This window comes from Mesorhizobium mediterraneum (genome assembly GCF_002284565.1).
In the GTDB taxonomy this organism is placed as follows: domain Bacteria; phylum Pseudomonadota; class Alphaproteobacteria; order Rhizobiales; family Rhizobiaceae; genus Mesorhizobium; species Mesorhizobium mediterraneum.
In genome coordinates this window covers 1-18,529 of record NZ_NPKI01000004.1, presented here as the reverse complement: position 1 = coordinate 18,529, position 18,529 = coordinate 1, and the positions used below count along the sequence as shown (strand labels likewise).

Here is an 18,529-nt window from a genome sequence, read left to right as displayed (position 1 = left end):
TCCCGCGTGCTGCTGTCACGGTCCTTGAGATAGGCCAATCCGATTGTGTCAATGTCGGCCATGCCTATCTTGATCACGCTTGTTTCAGCACGCGGTCGCTCCATGCGGCGAAATCATCCATGATGATATCTCGATTCACTTCGTTCAGGCTTTCGTGGCGGGTCTCGGCGTAAACCTTTGAAACGAGATTCGAAAAGCCCATCCTGTGCAGGCGTCCAGCGAGGTCGCTGACTGCCTTGCCGCCGTCGGTGGCGGGGTCCTTTTGGCCGCCGACCAGACAGATCGGCAGGGTCTTGCGGACGCCGGAAAAATTGGCGTCGGCGGCGCCCTGGAAGACAAAGCCGAACACATCGCGCCACATCGACACCGAGGCATCCCAGCGGCACAGCGGATCGGCGATGTATTTGTCGACCTCGGCTGCGTCGCGCGACAGCCAGTCGAACGGCGTCCGGTGATCGGGGACGGCTTTGCCCCAAGCCTGGAAGGTCAGTCTCGGCAGCATGCGCGACGGCATGTCGGAGCCGAGCCGGAACTTTTCCCAGGCAAGGATCATTTGCGCGGCACGGCCAGCGAGCCCAGCTGAAAAATTCGCGTTCCAGATGGCGGCGGCGTGCAGGCGGTTCGAATGATGAAGCATGAAATTCAGGGCGACGAGGCCGCCCATGGAATGGCCAAACACGATGACGGGCAGGTGGGGATGTTCGTCGGCGATCAGATCGTGCACGGCGGCGACATCGGCGATGACCTTGGCGCCGCCATCTGATTGAGCGAACTGGCCGAGCGGCGCGTCTGGCGCCTTGGTTGCGCCATGGCCGCGATGGTCATGGGCGTAGACATGGAAGCCGCGCTCACCCAGAAAGGTAGCGAAGCGGACATAGCGCGCGGCGTGTTCGGCCAGTCCGTGATTGATCTGGACAGCGGCGCGCGGGCGGCCCTCGGCGCGTTTCACATAAAGGTTTAGCGCAGCACCGGTCGGCGATCGGAGCACGCGCTGCTGGCTGAATGACATTGTCGCTTCGTCTCCAACGCGTTTTCGCGCCTCCGGCGTTTGTGTGCGCCGACGCCGGTTTTGCGTCAATCCGTTGGCGGTGTTTTCGCAACGCTGTTCTTGCGTCGCAACGCGCGGTATCGCAATTCTGACATGGAAAATTTGATACCGAGAGAGGGCGGCAGTCTGTTGCCGCAGCATCTTTCAGCCGGGGGTCCTTCTATGCGCATGCGGACAGGTCTTGTTTTCGGATTGGCGCTTGTCGCCGCGTTGCTAACGGGTGCTGCGCGGGCCGAGGTCAAGATGAGCGGCTCTTTCGTAGCCGACGCCACCTGTCCAGCGACGCAGGCCATCAAGAGCGGCAAGAACCCCGGCGACATCTCGACCGATGCGGGACAGAGCTACGAGCTTCTGGCCGGCAACAAGGATGCTCCCACGCATTATCTGATCCGCGTGCCGGGTGCGGATCCGGAGCGCCGATGGGTGAAGGTCGATTGCGGCCATGTTTCGGGTGGCAGCGCATCCACGGCCGCGCCGGTGCCGACCGAAGGGGACAAATCTGCTGCGCCGGTTTCGGGAAAGCCCGAATATGTCCTCGCGCTGAGCTGGCAGCCGGCCTTTTGCGAAACCAGGCCCGGCAAGACTGAATGCAAGGCGCAGACTGCGGCCGGTTTCGACGCCACGCATTTCACTTTGCACGGGCTGTGGCCGCAGCCGAACGGAAATTTCTATTGCCAGGTGGCAGCGGCCGACAAGGCGAACGACAATCCGGCGCACTGGCAGGATCTGCCGCCGGTCGAGCTCGCCCCGAACACGCGTTCGGAACTCGATCGGGTGATGCCGGGCACCGCATCAGACTTGGAAAGACATGAATGGATCAAGCATGGCACCTGCTACGGCAAGAGCCAGCAAGAGTATTTTTCCGATGCGCTGAACCTGACGCGCGCGGTAAATGCTTCAACGGTGCGTGATCTGTTTGCAAAGAACATCGGCAAGCAACTGACGTCGGATCAGATCCGCAGTGCCTTCGATAGCGCGTTTGGCGCCGGGGCAGGTGAGCGGGTCCGGCTATCCTGCCTGGTCGATTCGACGAGTGGTAGGCGGCTGATCGGTGAGCTGACGCTTGGCCTCACCGGCCCAATCGGTCCGAGCAGTCGGCTCGGCGACCTGATGCAGGCTGCCGCGCCGACAAGCAAAGCCGGCTGCCCGAAAGGCGTTGTCGATCCCACAGGATTCCAATAACAGGCAAGCCAGCAGGCAGGCCGGAAATTATGCTTCGGCGCTGCGCCCTGACCTGGTCCACGCGGTGAGGCTGTCGGCCTCGTGGCCGCCCGGTTCGCCGACGACGCGGTCGCGCCCGGTCGATTTGGCCTTGTAGAGGCGCTGGTCGGCCAGCGCAAAAAGATCGGCAAGGCAGCGGGTTGTCTCACTAACGGTGGAGATGCCGGCGCTGACGGTGATGTCGAACCGGCTGGTGTTTGCGGATGTCTTGACCGCGTGCCTGATGCTTTCGCCAAGCAGCCTGGCGACCGAATGCGGACGTGAGCAGAGGATGGCGAATTCCTCTCCGCCGATCCTGAACACCTGATCCTCGGGACCGACAATCTCGCCGAGCAGGGCGGCGACGGATTTCAGCACCTTGTCGCCCTCGGCGTGGCCGAAGCGATCGTTGATCGATTTGAAGTGGTCGACGTCGATGATCAGCAGGCTGAGCGGCTTGGCCGTTCGCAGGCTGGCGGCAACGGCCGCTTCGCCGTCGCTGTCGAAGCGTCCTCTGTGCAGCAGGCCGGTGAGGCCGTCGCGGCCGACATGCTCGATCAGCGCCTCATAGCGCTCGCGGTAGGTCAGCGTGTCGAATATGTCGGACAGCCCGCGCGGGGCCGGGATCTGCCGCGCCTCGAACCATCTGATGTAAGCGACAAGCATGATGCTGTAGGCAAGCGCCGCGCCCATCTTGGCGAACCCGCCGCCGAAGAAAACCGCGATTGGTGCGCCGGTGACGAAGTGCAGCGCGGTGAAAAACCCAGCCTGGTCGAATGTCAGCACGCAGGCGACGGAGACCAGGATGCGGGTAAAAAGCGCCTTGCGAAGATAACGCCCAAGCTTTTCGTAGAGCAGGATGATCAGGATGGCGTCAACGAAGAGCAGCATCGTGCCCCACACCATCAGCCAGCCCATCTGGTCGATGAAGCCGATGTCGGGAAGCTTGCCACTGGGAAGCGGTGCGATCTCATGCAGGCGCAGGACGAGCACAAGCCCGATCATCAGGGCATTGCCGAGCAACAGGCCGTAGATCGGCTGCCGGACGGTTGCCGCGTCCTCCTTGATGTAAAGCAGCAGGAGCATCACAAGCTTGCCGGAAAACAGCACGGCGGAACCGGGCGAAACCATGCCGAACGGTAGCGCGACGTAAAAGACGCTGGCGAGGTAGGTTTCGAGGAAATGCATGACCCCGAGCGCGCAGACAAACACGCCGAGGCCGATGCGGTGCCTGAACCGGAAAAGCGTGACCATGACACCGAAATAGAGAACCGCTTCGGCAAGGAGCAGGCAACTGTTCAACAACGCCGTCGATCCGATCTTTCACCGCAGAAATCGCGGCTTGCCGGCGATTCCCCATCCGACACCTTTTTGACGCGGAATGGTTAACCGGAGCTTGCGCCGGGCTATGCAGCGAACCGAAAGCGGCGACAGTTCGATGAGCGTCTTCGGCCCGAAGATGAGCCACAAATGCCAAAACAGTTTGCCGTTCGGCGCGGCATCGCCTACATAGCGCGCAACTTCCATTCAATCCGACATTCCAGTCGACTTTTCAGGGAAAGCGCGCGTGGCACGCCAGTTCATCTATCACATGGCCGGCCTCAACAAGGCCTATGGCACCAAGAAGGTGCTCGAGAATATCCACCTCTCCTTCTACCCGGATGCCAAGATCGGCATCCTCGGTCCGAACGGCGCCGGCAAGTCGACGATCCTCAAGATCATGGCCGGCATCGACAAGGAGTGGAGCGGTGAGGCGTGGCTGGCCGAAGGCGCGACCGTCGGCTACTTGGCGCAGGAGCCGGCACTCGATGCGAGCAAGACCGTGTTCGAGAACGTCATGGAAGGCGTCGCCGCCAAGACTGCCATCATCGAGCGCTACAACGAATTGATGATGAACTATTCCGACGACACGGCCGACGAGTCGGCCAAGCTCCAGGACGAGATGGACCGGCTCAACCTGTGGGATCTCGAACAACAGGTCGAGATGGCGATGGAAGCGCTGGGCTGTCCGCCTAAGGAAGCCGACGTCACCAAGCTGTCGGGCGGCGAGCGCCGCCGCGTCGCGCTTTGCCAGCTCCTGCTGCGCCAGCCCGACCTTCTGCTGCTAGACGAGCCGACCAACCATCTCGACGCCGAGACCACAGCCTGGCTGGAAAAGCATCTGCGCGCCTATCCGGGCGCCGTGATGATCATCACCCACGATCGCTACTTCCTCGACAATGTCACCGGCTGGATCCTCGAGCTCGACCGCGGCCGCGGCATTCCGTATGAGGGCAACTACACTAAATATCTCGAAGCCAAGGCCAAGCGGCTCAAGCAGGAGGGCCGCGAGGACGACGCACGCCAGCGGGCGATCGGCCGCGAGCGCGAGTGGATCCAGTCCAGCCCGAAGGCCCGGCAGACCAAATCGAAAGCGCGCATCCAGGCGTTCCAGGATCTGCTGGACGCAGCCGACAAGCGGCGTCCGAGCGACACACAGATCGTCATTCCGCATGGCGAGCGGCTCGGCAATGTGGTGATCGAGGTCGACGACCTGTCGAAGGGCTTTGGCGACACGCTGCTGATCGACGATCTCGAATTCAAGCTGCCGCCGGGCGGCATCGTCGGCGTCATCGGCCCGAACGGCGCCGGCAAGACGACTTTGTTCCGCATGATCACCGGCCAGGAAAAGCCGGATGCCGGCACGATCCGCGTCGGCGAGACGGTCAAGCTCGGTTACGTCGACCAGAGCCGCGACGCACTCGACCCAACCAAGACCGTGTGGGAAGAAATCTCGGGCGGCGCCGAAGTGGTCAAGCTCGGCAAGTTCGAGGCCAACACCCGCGCCTATTGCGCGTCGTTCAATTTTCGTGGCGGCGACCAGCAGCAGAAGGTCGGCAATCTGTCCGGCGGCCAGCGCAACCGTGTGCATCTGGCCAAGATGCTGAAGACCGGCGGCAATGTGCTGCTGCTCGACGAACCGACCAACGATCTCGATACGGAAACGCTGGCGGCCCTCGAAGACGCGCTGGAAAACTTCGCCGGCTGCGCCGTCATCATCTCGCACGACCGCATGTTCCTCGACCGGCTGGCGACGCACATCCTCGCCTTTGAGGGCGATAGCCATGTCGAATGGTTCGAGGGCAATTTCGAGGATTACGAGCAGGACAAGATCCGCCGGCTGGGCCCCGATGCCGTCAATCCGCACAGGATGACGTATAAGCGGCTGACGAGGTAGAGTGCGCATATCGGGCGGCGAATTCTCGAATGACCTGAGGAGCTGAAATGGCTGATTGGTCCGCCGCCCAATATCTGAAATTCGAGGACGAGCGCACGCGGCCGTCGCGCGATCTCGTCGCGCAGGTGCCGGTGGAGGCACCGCAGCGGGTGGTCGATATCGGCTGCGGACCTGGCAATTCGACCGGATTGCTGGTCGAACGCTGGCCGAGCGCGCAGGTCAGCGGGTTCGACACCTCGCCCGACATGATCGAGAAGGCGAGGGCACGTTTGCCTGATGTAACCTTCGAGTTGGCCGATGCGGCGGCGTGGCAGCCCGAAAAACCGGTCGACGTGATCTTCGCCAACGCAGTGTTCCAGTGGCTGCCCGAGCATCCGGCGATCTTGCAGCGGCTGATAGGATTTTTGGCGCCCGGCGGCGCGCTTGCCGTGCAGATGCCCGACAATATGAGCGAGCCCTCGCACCGGCTGATGCGGGAGACGGCGGCCGAAATGCCGTTTGCCGACAAGCTGAGGAATGCAGCGCGCGGGCAACTGCCGCCGGTATCGTTCTACTACGATCTTTTGTCGCCGTTCTCCGACCGGCTCGACATCTGGCACACGGCCTACAATCACCCGCTGGCCGATGCCGAAGCCATCGTCGAGTGGCTGAAGTCGACTGGGCTGAAGCCGTTCCTCGATCCGCTCGACGAGGACGAGCGGCGGCTTTTCCTCAACCGCTACACGGCAGCGATCGCGCAAGCCTATCCGAAGACGGCGAACGGCAAGGTGCTGCTGCGCTTTCCCCGCCTCTTCATCGTCGCGCGGCGCGCCGCTTTGCTCAGGCACTTGATTTAAGCCCGCATAAACTTGCTTGATGCGAAAGATGTTGCGCCGAGCTCTCGCGGCGCCCACATCAAGCCGCAACGCCTGCGCATGGGGACGAACTGAAAATGCATCGCGTCATCATCAGCGGCATCGGCGTTGAAATCCCCGAGCCTTCGATCACCAATGAAGAACTGGTCGGCAGCTTCAATGCCTGGGTCGACATGGAGAATGTCCGCCGCCGGGCCACGGGCGAGACGCTGCTGCAGAAGTCGGACAGCGCCTTCATCGTTCATGCTTCGGGCGTGCAGACCCGCCATGTGATCGAGCGGGAAGGCATTCTCGACCCGACCCGCATGGCGCCGCGCATTCCGGCGCGGCCGGACGATGCGCTGTCGTTGGAAGCCGAGTTCGGCATCGCGTCGGCCAGGAAAGCGCTCGACCATGCCGGCCTGGAGCCTGGGGATATCGACCTGGTGATCTGCTCGGCCTCGCATCACCAGCGGCCCTATCCGGCGATCGCCATCGAGATGCAGCAGGCGATGGGCACGAAGGGCGCCGGCTTCGACATGGGGCTTGGCTGCTCGTCGGCGGCGGCGGCATTGCACATTGCGGTCAATCTGGTGCGGGCCGGCGCCCACAGGCGCGTGCTGGTGACGACGCCCGAGATCATCACCGGCCATCTCAATTTCCGCGACCGGCAGACGCATTTCATCTTCGGCGATGCCTCTGTTTCGATGATCGTCGGGGGGCTTGCCCAGGGCGAGAAGCGGCCCGGACGTTTTGAAGTGCTCGACACGCGCACCTGGACGCAGATGTCCAACAATATCCGCACCAATCTCGGCTACCACACGCGCACCGCCCAGGACGATCCGTATATGATCAATCTGGAAGGCAATCTGATCAAGCAGGTCGGCAACAAGGTGTTCAAGGAAGTTACCGTTGCCGGGCATAAATTCATCGTCGAGTTCCTGGCCGAACACGGGCTGACGCCGCAGGCGATCCGGCGCTTCTGGCTGCATCAGGCCAATGCGCGGATGAACGCCATGATCCTGAAACTGTCGTTCGGCCACGAGGTCGATCATGACCGCGCGCCGATGGTGCTGGAGCGCCTCGGCAACACCGCCGGCGCCGGCGCGATCGTCGCCCTGTCGGAGAACCACGCCGACATGAAGGCCGGAGACTACGGCCTGCTCTGCGCCTTCGGTGCCGGCTATTCGATTGGCGGGGCGCTATTGCGCATGCTCTGATCTATTTTGGCGCGTACGCGTCAGCATTGGAACGAGCCGGTACAATCGCATCAGTCTCCTTGATCGGAGCATCAGCGCTTTAGACTGGACCTGATGAGCTGACTGCGGCTAATTGCGCGGCATCACGCAAGGAGCGAAGCCTATGCTGGATCTCTTCCCCGAGGCCGAAAATCCGATCGAAATCATCCCGGCGCGGAAGCTTGCCGCGCAGGTGGCAGCGCTTTACGTCGCGCCATCGGATCATTTCGAGACCCGCGCGGTGAATGAATTGCGGCTTGGCTTCGACGGCATCGACGGCGATTTCCACGCCGGCGCGACGCGGCGCTCCGGCGGGCGCGAACCCTGGTATCCACGCGGTACCGAAATGCGCAACGAGCGGCAATTGTCCGTCGTGGCGGCGGACGAGCTGGCGATCGTCGCCCAGCGGATGGGCATCGCCGAGATCAAGCCGGAGTGGATCGGCGCCAACCTCTTGATCGAAGGCTTGCCGCATCTCTCCATGCTGCCGTCCGGCACGCTGCTGTTCTTCAAAGGCGGCGTCACCATCAAGGTCGACGCGCAGAACGGGCCTTGCCGCATCGCCGGACGCTCGGTCGCCGAAAATGCCGGAATGGCCGACCATGAGGCCGGCGCGCTGCTGTTTCCGAAGGTGGCAAAGCGGTTGCGCGGCCTCGTCGCCTGGGTCGAAAAGCCAGGCCGCATCACGGCAGGCGAGGAGATTTCGGTGCGCGTGCCGGAGCAGTGGATTTACCGAGCTTAGGGCAGGTGAGACTGGGGCTACGCCGCCATGGCGGCGTAGCGATTTCCGGATCGCCTCTAGGCGGCCTTGCGGTTCTTGTTCTCGCCCTGCGCCATGACGGACACGTGATCCCACTTTTCCCAGAGCGCGATGCGGTTGGCGTATTCTTGGCGGATCATCGGCAGGCCGCCATCGCCGAAGAATACCCGCAGCGGCGGTTCGGCCGCATCGACGATTTCAAGCATTGCCGGTCCGGTGGCGGCGGGATCACCAGCCACCGAGCGCTTGCGGCGCTCCGCCATCGCGGCACGGGCCGGCTCATAGGCAGCGATCGGCTTCGAAACCTTGGCGGACGGGCCGGCCCAGTCGGTGGAGAACCCGCCCGGCTCGACAAGCGTCACATGGATGCCGAACTCCGCGACCTCGATACTGAGCGACTGGCTAAACGCTTCCAGCGCCCATTTCGACGCATGATAGAGGCCGAGCGACGCAAAGGCATTGACGCCGCCGATCGACGAGATCTGGATAATGTGGCCGGAACGCTGCGCCCGCATGATCGGCAGGGCGGCCTGGGTCACCCAAAGAGCGCCGAACACATTGGTTTCGATCTGGTCGCGGGCTTCCTGTTCGCTGACTTCCTCGATGGCGCCGAAATGGCCATAGCCGGCATTGTTGATGACGACGTCGAGCCGGCCGAAACGGCCATGCGCTTCGGCAATGGCGGCATCGACGGCTTTCTTGTCGGTGACATCAAGCTCTATTGCGGCGATGTGGTCACCATATTTATCGACGAGATCGGCGAGCGTGCCGACATTGCGGGCCGTTGCCGCGACGCGGTCACCGCGGGCGAGCGCGGCTTCCGCCCAGACGCGGCCGAAACCCTTCGACGATCCGGTAATAAACCAAACCTTGTATGTCATGATCCACCAGTTCCTGCCCTTGCGGGTCTTTGATTGTGAGTTCTTGTCTGACCATGATATTCCGAAAACCGGATTCCACTTTTCACTGACGCGGACCTTCGGTTCGGGATCATGGTCTAAACGGAGGCTGCTCCGCTTCCGGCATATACGAAGCACGCTCCGTTTTTCCAAGGTCGAGCACATTTTGTTGATGAGACCCGACGCCAGAAGATGTCGGTCAGGGGTCAGGGATAGCGCACCGGGCTCGACCAGGCCGGGTCCTCGTGCTTCTGCCAATACATCGCCATGAGGCGCTTGGTAATCGCGCCGACTTTGCCGTCCGCGACCGGAACACCGTCGATCACCGTCACCGGCATGATGCCGCCGGCGGTCGAGGTGATGAAGATCTCGTCGGACTGACGCAGCGCGGCGACGCTGACATCGGCCGCTGTGACGGCAAGTCCTGCCTCCGCGCAGAGATCGAAGACGGTGCGGCGGGTGATGCCGGGCAGCACGCCGACGGCCGGCGTCGACAGTTTGCCATCATTCACGCAAAAGACGTTGAAACCGGGGCCTTCCGCGACATTGCCGTTGAAATCGAGGACCAGTGCTGTCTCCGCGCCGCGGTCATAGGCGTCGTAGAGGCCTCGCACCAGGTCGAGCCAATGATAGTTCTTGATAGCCGGGTCGATCGAGGCCGGTGGGATGCGCACCTTGTCGCTGATCGCCACATGAAGGCCGCGCTGCAATTGCTCGGCATTGGCGACCGAGCCGAAGGGAACGGCGAAAGCCATGAAGCGGTTGACCGCGTCGCGCGGGTCACGGCTGAAGGTCGGGGAGACGCCGCGCGTGCACAGCATCTCGACATAAGCGGCGCGATGACCCGACAGCACCACGCAATTGTGGAGGATTTCGGCCACGCCTTCGCGGTCGAACGGGATCGTCATGCGCAGCTTTTCCAACCCGCCGAAGAAGCGGTCGAGATGCAGGTCGAGACGGAAGAATCGGCCGTTCCAGACATGCACGGTGTCATAGGTGGCGTCGGAATGCAGGAAGCCCCAATCCAGCACCGAGATCTTGGCTTGCGACATCGGCAGATATTGCCCGTCCAGGAATGCAATGCCATCCGGATAGGAGTGCGGGTCTTGATGATGAGCGGAGAGCTCAGGCAGGCGGTTGGCTTGCGGATCGATCGACTTGCTCATCACGCCCCCCTCTGGTCGTTTTCGCCGACCAGATGGCGGAATAGAGCGGCACGGTGGGTGGCACAAGACACAGGCTGGGCTTGCCACTGGACCATTGGCTGCTGGGCCATCGAAGAACCAGCTATTCTTCCTCGTTGTCATCGAGCAGACGCGTGGCGCGCCAGCGGGTCAGCACAACGTTGATCTGTTCCATCACGAAGAAGCGCGCCGAGTCGCGGTCGTAGCCTTCTGCCAGCAGCTTTTCGTAGTCGGTGTGCACATGACGGATATGGGCTGTCGTCGCCAGCCACACGGCGATCGTCGGCGGCAAGGTCTTCATGTGCACCGCGCCGGCGTCAGCGCGGATCTTTTCCATGTCGGCATAGGGCGCCAGTGGCAGAAGGGCTGTCAGCGCCTTGGCGATGGCCCGGCGGCGGCCGGTCGGCGCGCTCATCGTTCGACCCTTCCGGGCTCGTCCCGTCCGGCCACGGTTGCCTCGGGGAAGGCGTCGGTCGAGGCGAAGTAGGGCTTGATGTCGACGACCGGCGTGCCGTCGAGCACGTCGATGGCGTCGAGATCGATGCGGCCGGTGTCGATGTCGAGTGCGACGAGCTTGGCGATATGCAGCCCGACCGGGTTCGGCCGGGCAGGGGAGCGCAGCGAAAAAACGCCTTTCGGTTCAGCCGCATGGCGGGGTTTCTGGACAATCAGGGCCCGCGGCGCGTGGTGGAGCCAGGACAGGATGATGACGTGGCTGGCACGCTCCAGCCCGAGCAGTCCGTCACGATAGGGCTGGTCGATCGTGAGAACCGCCGGCTGTCCCGTCTCCCGCGCGGCTTTCATGTTCTTGGGGCAAGTTTCCCGCGCGGTCCAGGGCGAGGCGATACGGCCGATGAAGACGATATGGCCGTCCGGCGGCATATCAGCCGGATCGGTGTCCAGAAGCTTTTCGCCGTTGCGCGTCTCGAACATAGTTTTCGCCTCGATCATGCTTCCAGCTTTGCGCAATCCACCACGCATGCGTCATTTTCTTGTCCGGAAGCGACATAGCGCTTGCAAGGCCATCAAAATCGACATAAACATATGTTTATATCTTTTTCAAAGAGAATGCTCGCATGCATGTCGCTCTCGACACTATGGTAGATACATTGAAGGCGGCGGCCGAATCCAGCCGGCTGCGCATCCTGGCGTTGCTGTCGCGCGGTGACCTGACCGTTTCCGATCTCACCGAAATCCTCGGCCAGTCGCAGCCGCGCGTCTCGCGCCACCTGAAGTTGCTGCTGGAAGCCGGACTGATCGGCCGCTACCAGGAGGGCTCGTGGGCCTTCTTCCGGTTGTCGGATTCGGATGCGGCGCGCGATTTCGTGCTGCGGCTGGTTTCCAGCATCCGTGGCGCCGACCCGCAGGTCGAGCGTGACCTCGAGCGGCTGGCGGCGGTCAAGCGCAAGCGGCAGGATCGCGCCGCCGAATATTTCTCCGTAAATGCCGCAAGCTGGGATCATATCCGCTCGCTGCATGTGCCGGACCGCGCCGTGGAGGCAGCGCTGCTCAAGCTCGTCGGCAAGCGGCCGTTCCAGTCGATGCTCGATCTCGGCACCGGCACCGGGCGGCTGCTCGAAATCTTTTCGCCGCTCTACCGGCGCGGCGTCGGCATCGACATGTCGCGCGAGATGCTGACCGTGGCGCGCGCCAACCTCGACAAGGCAGGCATTTCGAATGCGCAGGTGCGCCAGGGCGACATTTTTGCGCCGCCGGTCGAGCGCGATGCCTTCGATCTCGTCACCATCCACCAGGTGCTGCACTATCTCGACGATCCCGCCCGCGCCATCCGCGAGGCAGCACGGCTGTTGCGCCCGGCAGGCCGGCTAGTGATCGTCGATTTCGCTCCGCATGCGCTGGAATTCCTGCGCGATGCACACGCGCATGTGCGGCTCGGCTTTTCCGACCGCCAGATCACTGAGTGGTTTTCCGAGGCCGGGCTCGACCTCGAGGACAGCCAGGAATTCGAGCCGCGCGGCGGCAACGAGGCCAGGCTCACCGTAAAGCTGTGGCTCGGCCGTGACCAGCGCATGCTGATCGCCGATCCTTCCAGCCACGCACAACCGGCCAATGCCTATCCGATAGGGGAAACCGCCTGATGAACCAGTTCCGCTTCTCCCGCCGCCCTGACATTGGCGACAAGATCCGGGTTTCATTCGAGTTCTTCCCACCGAAGAGCGACGAGATGGAAGCAAGGCTGTGGGACACAGTCACCCGGCTGGAGCCGCTCAAGCCGAAATTCGTCTCCGTCACCTATGGCGCCGGCGGCTCGACGCGAGAGCGCACGGCGCGCACGGTCAAGCGCATCCTCAACGAAACGGCGCTGACGCCGGCGGCGCACATGACCTGCGTCAACGCGGCGCGTCACGAGGTCGATGAGGTCATTCAGGAATTCGCCGAGATGGGTGTCACCCGCTTCGTCGCCTTGCGCGGCGATCCGGCCGAGGGCGTCGGCGCCGCCTACCGTCCGCATCCGGACGGCTACGCCAACGGTGCCGAACTGGTGGGGGCGCTGAAAGGTGTCGGCGATTTCGACATCTCGGTCTCCGCCTATCCGGAAAAGCATCCGGAGAGCCCGGATTTCGCCACCGACATCGACATGCTGAAGCGCAAGGTCGACAATGGCGCGACACGGGCGATCACCCAGTTCTTCTTCGACAATGATCTTTATGAGCGCTATGTCGAGCGGGCGCGGCGGGCCGGCATTTACATACCGATCGTGCCGGGCATATTGCCGGTCCACAATTTCACCCAGGTGGCCAATTTCTCGTCGCGCGCCGGCGCGCTGGTGCCGGCATGGCTGGCCGAGCGCTTCGACGGGCTGCAGAAGGACCCGCAGACGCACGCGCTGGTGGCATCGGCCGTTGCGGCCGAGCAGGTGCTCGACCTTGTCGAGCGCGGGGTCGGCGATTTCCACTTCTACACCATGAACCGCGCCGATCTGGTGTTCGCCATCTGCCACATGATCGGCATCCGCTCGCATGAGGCGGAAGCTGCGGGGTCTGCCGCGGCGTAATCTCTATCGCCGTTTTGAAAACCAAAAAGGCCGGGTAAAAACCCGGCCTTTTCAATGAGTTGGAACTATTCGGTGCTGGCCTTCCGTCGCTTGGCGGGTCTTACGGAAGAAAGCCCATAATCAGGGCTCCGATAAATGCAAATGCAGCACAAATCATCAATGCGTTGATTGGCCTCGTGAGTCCCATGTCATAGCCTCCTCTTAAAGAGCTATGGCCAGAGTCTAGGGTCATTTGTGCCACAGGCAAGCGGAAAATATGTTGCAATGCGACGACATTGTGGAATTTGCGACCGGCTCTTTGCCGTTAGGCATTGAAACTCTTCGGCAAAAGCCGGCTTCGGACCTGTGAATAAATTGTGGCGAAGCCTGGGCAATATCGAGGATGGCAGCGCTACCGCGTCGGCCCAAAAGCCGGATTCGTCTTTTGCGCGGACTTTCGGTTCTGAAATCAGGATTGCCGACAGTCGGCATATGACGACTGTCCCGATGCGCGGCTTGCTTTATCTTGACCCAGCGTAAAGCAATGTAACACGAGGCGTTTAGCCAACGTCCGGTCTGCAAGGGCGCGTTTGGAACCATGACAGCAACCATTCCAGCTCCGCCGATCGCCGGCCCCGTCCTCGTCGAAAATCCCGCGGGTGCCAACTGATGAGCAGGTTCTACGAAGGGTCGCGGGTACTACGGATCGACGACGTCTTCCCCGATGACATCATACAGGTGGAGCAGGGGGGCGTGCTCGCTCAAGGCCAGGCTGTGCCGCTCGCCGACCTCATGAACCGACCGATCGGGACGCAGCTTCATCTGAGCCAACCCGTCGTTCCCGAAACCGATGTCGCAGGAATGACGCTACCGTCGGCTGAACATGCGGCCGTCGATGGTTACGAGGCCGAGCACGATCAGCGCCATGCCGCCGAGCTCGAACAATTCAAGCCGTTCGCCCAGGAACAGGAAACCGAGCAGGATGGCGCTGGCCGGCACGATGAGCGTGACCAGCGAGGCGTTGGTGGCGCCGGCCGAAGCGACGAGGTTGAAATAGAGAATGTAGGCGAAGGCAGTGGACAGCAACGCCAGCGCTAACACCGCCGCCCAGACCGGCGGCGAGGCCGAAAACAGGTTGGCGGGACCATAGCCGAGCAGCACGACCGGGATCATGATGATGGTCGAGGCGGTCAATTGTCCGGTGGCGATGATCGGTGACGGCACGCCTTTGAAGCGGCGGGCCACCATCAGGGCGACGGCATAGGACAGCGACGCGCCGATCAGCGCGAATTTTGCCCAGACCGGTCCGCCGAGCCCGGCAAGCAGGCCGGGACCGATCATCACCGCTGTGCCGACGATGCCGAGCGCGATGCCGGCAAGCTTGTTCCAGGAGAGTTTTTCGTCTGATGTAAGCGCGTTGGCGAGGATCAACGTCCAGAACGGCGTCGTCGAATTGAGCACCGAGGCGACACCGGCGCCAAGCTCGGTCTGCCCGGCGAAGATCAGCGAGAAGGGAATGACGTTGTTGACGAGCGCCAGCAGGAAGAACAGGCCGGCATGCGGCAAGGCGAGGCGGAAGGACGGGCCGCGCAGGCCAAGATAGAGGTGCAGCGCCAGCGCTGCGATGGCGACGCGAAACAGCACCAGCACCAGCGGGGGGAGCTCAGCAACGGCAATGCGGGCAAAGAAGAACGAGCCGCCCCAGATCGCACCGAGCAGCAGAAGCTGCCCCCAGTCTTTCAGGGCCATTGGGCCGCGCATTACAGTCGTGGTTGTGATCGCCATGGATCGTCCTCCCAGATGGCCCTGAATGCCAAGCCAATCAAGCGTCTGTTCAGGCCATATCCTGTTCGATGGCAAGGGCCACCCGAAACCAGATCGGTGGGCTAGCTTTCCTGTCGTCTGGCCTGTCATCCGGCGTAGCGCCGCAGCTTCAGCGGCGCGAGACACAGAATTGTTTTCATTCACGCATAGGTTGGATTAATTGTGCGCAGTTCAGGTCAAGGGATTCGTCCATGCAGCGATTCGAAAATGCCCGCGAGGCGGCGCTGGCGCTTCGCCCGGACGATCCGATCTATTGCTTCCGCCCGCAGGTGCTGAAGGCGGACGCCAGGCAGTTCATGGGCATGTTTCCCGGCAAGACCGCCTATGCGGTCAAGACCAACGGCGAGCAGATCGTGCTGAAGGCGCTGGTCGAGGCCGGCGTCAATGCCTTCGACGTGGCCTCGCCCGGTGAGTTCGCCGCCGTGCGCGCGGTCTCGCCCGACGCCGAGATGCTCTACATGCATCCGGTCAAGGCGCAGTCGGACATCAAGCTGGCGCTGGAGAAATATGGCATCCGCGTTATCTCGCTCGACCATGAGGACGAGATCACCAAGCTGACCCGCGTGGTTCGGGCGCTCGATATCGATCCGGGTGCGATCACGGTGTTCGTGCGCATCCAGACGAAAGGATCGGCGGCTTACGAGTTGTCGAAGAAATTCGGCGCCGGGCCGGCCAATGCGGTCGATCTGGCCGAAAGGCTGAACCGGACGGGCTACAAGGTCGGGCTGTGCTTTCATGTCGGCAGCCAGATCGAGGATCCCGACACTTATGAGCGGGCGCTGGCCTCGGCCGACTGGGTGCGCAACCGCGTCAGCTTCGACATTGCCGGGCTCGACGTCGGTGGCGGTTTTCCCGCCGAGTACGGCCATGATCCCAACCGCAAGCTGATCGAGATGCCGTCGCTCGGCCAGATCATGTCGCGGCTGTCGGGCGATTTGAAGGAATACCAGTTCGACCAGATGCCGCTGGTGGCGGAGCCGGGCAGGGTGATCGTGGCGCGCTGCCTGTCGCTGATCGTGCGCGTGCTGCTGCGCAAGGGCAAGCGGCTCTACATCAATGACGGCATCTGGGCGTCGCTGTCGGATTCATGGACCGGCAAGATCACGCTGCCGGCGCGCTTCATTCCAGACCCGGCGATCCGCTCGCGCAATGGCGTGGAGAAGACCATCGTGCCGTTCAAGGTGTGCGGTGCGACCTGCGATTCCGTCGACATCCTGTCGCGGCCGTTCTGGCTGCCGGAAACGGTCGATACCGGTGACTGGATCGAGATCGGCCATATCGGCGCCTATTCGTTGTCGCTCAGGACACGGTTCAACGGCTTCTATCCCGACACATTCGTCGAGGTGACAACGCCGTTCGACGAAGGCGACGCGCCGCAGGGGTTTGCCAGCCTGGAGACGATGGCGGATTAGGCCATACGCAGGTCAGGCTACGCCGCCGCCGGCCTGGATGTTCTCGCCGGTCAGCCAGCGCGCCTCGTCGGAGGCGAGGAAAACCGCGACATCGGCAACATCCCGCGGCGCTCCGATCCTGCCGAAAGGCGACATGTCGGCGGCCACGGCCCGGTCCCGCTCCGGAAGCAGGTCGGTGTCGGTAAAGCCTGGCGAAAGCGTATTCACGGTGACGCCGCGCGGTCCGAGCTCGCGCGAGAGGACGCGGACGAACTGCTCGACGGCCCCTTTGCTGCCGAGATAAAGGGCCGTCTGCGTGAAGAACATTTTGGTTCCACCGGTGGAGACGGCGATGATGCGGCCACCGTCGCGCACGCGGCGCGCTGCTTCCTGAAGCGTGAAGAAGGTGCCTTTGGCATTGGCGCCGAAGACATGGTCGAAATCGGCTTCGGTGGCCTCGACGAACGGCTTTATGACGGCGACGCCGACATTGGCGACAACGATGTCGATTGGCCCCATCTGCTTTTCGGTCTCATCGAAAAGCCGGCTTATGTAGGAAATATTGGAGATATCGGCCCGAATGGCGACGGCCTTTCCGCCATTCTCGCGGATGGCAGCAACGGCTTCCTGAGCGGCTTTTTCGTTACCGACATAGTTGACGACCACGGCCGCGCCGTTTGCCGCGAGCCCCTCGGCGATGGCGCGTCCGATGCCGCGCGAACTGCCCGTCACGAGCGCGGTTTTGCCTTCAAGCGAACGATACATAGCTGTCCCTTTGTTCGTCTGAGTGTGCGGCCGCACCAAATCGGGCGGCAGTGCCATGTCGAAGTTAGGGGCATGCTATTGCTCAGATAATAGCCTATTATCGAATAGGCTTGTTAAGTTTGGGGTACATAATGCGAGGAACCGAGTTCTCCGAGCTGAACGCGTTTGCGGCGATCGTCGAGGAAGGCAGCTTCGTCCGCGCCGCGGCCAGGCTCAGGGTTTCCCCATCCGCACTTAGCCAGACGATACGCGGGCTGGAAGAGCGTGTCGGTGTCCGGCTGCTCAACCGCACGACCCGCAGCGTGTCGCCGACCGCAACAGGCGAAACGCTGTTTGCCCGCCTCGCTCCGGCATTCAGCGAGCTCGAAGGGGCTGTCGCCGACGCGCATGCTTCACGCGATCGACCGGCAGGCTCGCTGCGCATCAATGTTCCACGCATTGCCGCGATGCGTTTCATCGCGCCCATCCTCGGCGATTTCCGCCGCACCTATCCCGATATTGCCCTCACCATAATCATCGATGACATGCTGACCGACATTGTGGAGGGACGATTCGACGCCGGTATCAGGCTTGGTGAGCGGCTGCATAAGGACATGGTGGCGGTGAAGCTCAGTGAGGAGCTGGAGATGGCCGCGGTAGCGGCGCCCAGCTATCTGGAGCATCACCCCATACCCCGCCATCCCGCTGACCTGCATCATCACGAATGTATCAATTTCCAATGGCCCGGTGGCGGCAACATCTATCGATGGGAGTTTGCGCGAGGCCAGCGCGCTTTGGAAATAGCCGTGAACGGCGGTCTGACGGTCAACGACACGGAACTGATGATCGGGGCGGCCCTGGACGGGGTCGGCGTGGCTTACATGCTGGAATACCAGGTTCGGCCGTGGATCGAGGCCGGCAAGCTTATCCGTTTTCTCGAAGCCTGGTCGCCCCGATTTCCCGGCTTCTACCTATATCATACGAGCTCCCGGCAGGTTCCGCCGGCCTTGCGCGTCTTCATCGACTTCCTGCTTGCCAGGCGATGATGCCGTTCGATGAAGGTGACGCGCCGCAGGGATTTGCCAGCCTTGGAGACAATGGCAGGGTGAGTTCTTCCCTTCTCCCCTTGTGAGACCTTTGCACAGAAGCCGAACGGTGATTCTGTGGTGAAGGTTGGAGCAGGGAGATTCGGGATG

General features: G+C 62.5%; 19 protein-coding genes. 9 read left to right on the top strand and 10 right to left on the bottom strand.

The genetic code is table 11. The features are described 5' to 3' along the window. Window positions 1–73: 73 nt before the first annotated feature. Window positions 74–1,009, bottom strand: a complete 936-nt coding sequence (locus tag CIT25_RS01890) for an alpha/beta fold hydrolase (protein ID WP_095482883.1) — start codon at window positions 1,007–1,009, stop codon at window positions 74–76. Between the two features lie 207 nt (window positions 1,010–1,216). Here CIT25_RS01890 and CIT25_RS01885 point away from each other — a divergent pair, with 207 nt between their 5' ends. Continuing rightward, the gene (locus CIT25_RS01885; RefSeq protein WP_095482944.1) at window positions 1,217–2,230 is read left to right on the top strand and encodes a ribonuclease T2 family protein; all 1,014 of its coding nucleotides are present in this window, start codon (window positions 1,217–1,219) and stop codon (window positions 2,228–2,230) included. Window positions 2,231–2,257: 27 nt separating this feature from the next. On the opposite strand, the gene CIT25_RS01880 is transcribed toward CIT25_RS01885, so the two are convergent. Both CIT25_RS01880 and CIT25_RS01875 read right to left on the bottom strand, forming a co-directional pair. Further along, complete coding sequence (locus CIT25_RS01880; protein ID WP_095482882.1) at window positions 2,258–3,553, bottom strand: GGDEF domain-containing protein; 1,296 nt, start codon at window positions 3,551–3,553, stop codon at window positions 2,258–2,260. Between the two features lie 18 nt (window positions 3,554–3,571). Continuing rightward, entirely contained in the window at window positions 3,572–3,775 is a 204-nt protein-coding gene (locus CIT25_RS01875; protein ID WP_095482881.1) for a hypothetical protein, read from the bottom strand. A gap of 40 nt (window positions 3,776–3,815) precedes the next feature. Between CIT25_RS01875 and ettA the strand changes: the two genes are divergently transcribed. The 4 genes from ettA to CIT25_RS01855 all read left to right on the top strand — a co-directional run bounded on the left by ettA (window position 3,816) and on the right by CIT25_RS01855 (window position 8,278). Beyond that, a complete protein-coding gene (gene ettA / locus CIT25_RS01870; RefSeq protein ID WP_095482880.1) occupies window positions 3,816–5,465 on the top strand; it encodes an energy-dependent translational throttle protein EttA in 1,650 nt (549 codons plus the stop codon). A gap of 47 nt (window positions 5,466–5,512) precedes the next feature. After that, window positions 5,513–6,301, top strand: coding sequence for a trans-aconitate 2-methyltransferase (gene tam / locus CIT25_RS01865; RefSeq protein WP_095482879.1), 789 nt, complete (start codon window positions 5,513–5,515; stop codon window positions 6,299–6,301). 95 nt (window positions 6,302–6,396) lie between these two features. Next, complete coding sequence (locus tag CIT25_RS01860) at window positions 6,397–7,518, top strand: beta-ketoacyl-ACP synthase III (RefSeq protein ID WP_095482878.1); 1,122 nt, start codon at window positions 6,397–6,399, stop codon at window positions 7,516–7,518. Window positions 7,519–7,660: 142 nt separating this feature from the next. Then, window positions 7,661–8,278, top strand: coding sequence for an MOSC domain-containing protein (locus tag CIT25_RS01855; RefSeq protein ID WP_095482877.1), 618 nt, complete (start codon window positions 7,661–7,663; stop codon window positions 8,276–8,278). A 56-nt stretch (window positions 8,279–8,334) separates the two neighbouring features. Here the strand turns inward: CIT25_RS01855 and CIT25_RS01850 are convergent, their stop codons facing one another. From CIT25_RS01850 to tsaA, 4 genes are all read right to left on the bottom strand, one after another. Continuing rightward, on the bottom strand, window positions 8,335–9,177 hold the full coding sequence (locus CIT25_RS01850) for an SDR family oxidoreductase (protein WP_095482876.1): 843 nt from the start codon (window positions 9,175–9,177) through the stop codon (window positions 8,335–8,337). 224 nt (window positions 9,178–9,401) lie between these two features. Continuing rightward, window positions 9,402–10,361, bottom strand: coding sequence for a D-amino acid aminotransferase (locus tag CIT25_RS01845; protein ID WP_095482875.1), 960 nt, complete (start codon window positions 10,359–10,361; stop codon window positions 9,402–9,404). Window positions 10,362–10,482: 121 nt separating this feature from the next. Beyond that, window positions 10,483–10,794 (bottom strand): DUF2293 domain-containing protein, encoded by a 312-nt coding sequence (locus tag CIT25_RS01840; protein ID WP_095482874.1) that lies wholly within the window; start codon window positions 10,792–10,794, stop codon window positions 10,483–10,485. Beyond that, on the bottom strand, window positions 10,791–11,312 hold the full coding sequence (gene tsaA / locus CIT25_RS01835; RefSeq protein ID WP_164759326.1) for a tRNA (N6-threonylcarbamoyladenosine(37)-N6)-methyltransferase TrmO: 522 nt from the start codon (window positions 11,310–11,312) through the stop codon (window positions 10,791–10,793). Before tsaA ends, CIT25_RS01840 begins: the two co-directional genes overlap by 4 nt. Before the next feature lie 143 nt (window positions 11,313–11,455). Here tsaA and CIT25_RS01830 point away from each other — a divergent pair, with 143 nt between their 5' ends. After that, complete coding sequence (locus tag CIT25_RS01830; protein WP_095482872.1) at window positions 11,456–12,478, top strand: ArsR/SmtB family transcription factor; 1,023 nt, start codon at window positions 11,456–11,458, stop codon at window positions 12,476–12,478. Then, entirely contained in the window at window positions 12,478–13,395 is a 918-nt protein-coding gene (gene metF / locus CIT25_RS01825) for a methylenetetrahydrofolate reductase [NAD(P)H] (RefSeq protein ID WP_095482871.1), read from the top strand. Before CIT25_RS01830 ends, metF begins: the two co-directional genes overlap by 1 nt. 678 nt (window positions 13,396–14,073) lie before the next feature. On the opposite strand, the gene CIT25_RS38050 is transcribed toward metF, so the two are convergent. After that, the gene (locus tag CIT25_RS38050; RefSeq protein ID WP_280953341.1) at window positions 14,074–14,205 is read right to left on the bottom strand and encodes a hypothetical protein; all 132 of its coding nucleotides are present in this window, start codon (window positions 14,203–14,205) and stop codon (window positions 14,074–14,076) included. Between the two features lie 36 nt (window positions 14,206–14,241). After that, entirely contained in the window at window positions 14,242–15,159 is a 918-nt protein-coding gene (locus CIT25_RS01820; RefSeq protein WP_095482870.1) for a DMT family transporter, read from the bottom strand. 230 nt (window positions 15,160–15,389) lie between these two features. On the opposite strand from CIT25_RS01820, the gene CIT25_RS01815 reads away from it, so the two are divergent. Then, the gene (locus tag CIT25_RS01815) at window positions 15,390–16,610 is read left to right on the top strand and encodes an alanine racemase (protein ID WP_095482869.1); all 1,221 of its coding nucleotides are present in this window, start codon (window positions 15,390–15,392) and stop codon (window positions 16,608–16,610) included. A 12-nt stretch (window positions 16,611–16,622) separates the two neighbouring features. Here the strand turns inward: CIT25_RS01815 and CIT25_RS01810 are convergent, their stop codons facing one another. Then, complete coding sequence (locus tag CIT25_RS01810) at window positions 16,623–17,354, bottom strand: SDR family oxidoreductase (protein ID WP_095482943.1); 732 nt, start codon at window positions 17,352–17,354, stop codon at window positions 16,623–16,625. A gap of 131 nt (window positions 17,355–17,485) precedes the next feature. Between CIT25_RS01810 and CIT25_RS01805 the strand changes: the two genes are divergently transcribed. Continuing rightward, window positions 17,486–18,379: a LysR family transcriptional regulator gene (locus CIT25_RS01805; RefSeq protein WP_095482868.1), complete on the top strand. Its 894-nt coding sequence runs from the start codon at window positions 17,486–17,488 to the stop codon at window positions 18,377–18,379. Window positions 18,380–18,529 lie beyond the last annotated feature (150 nt).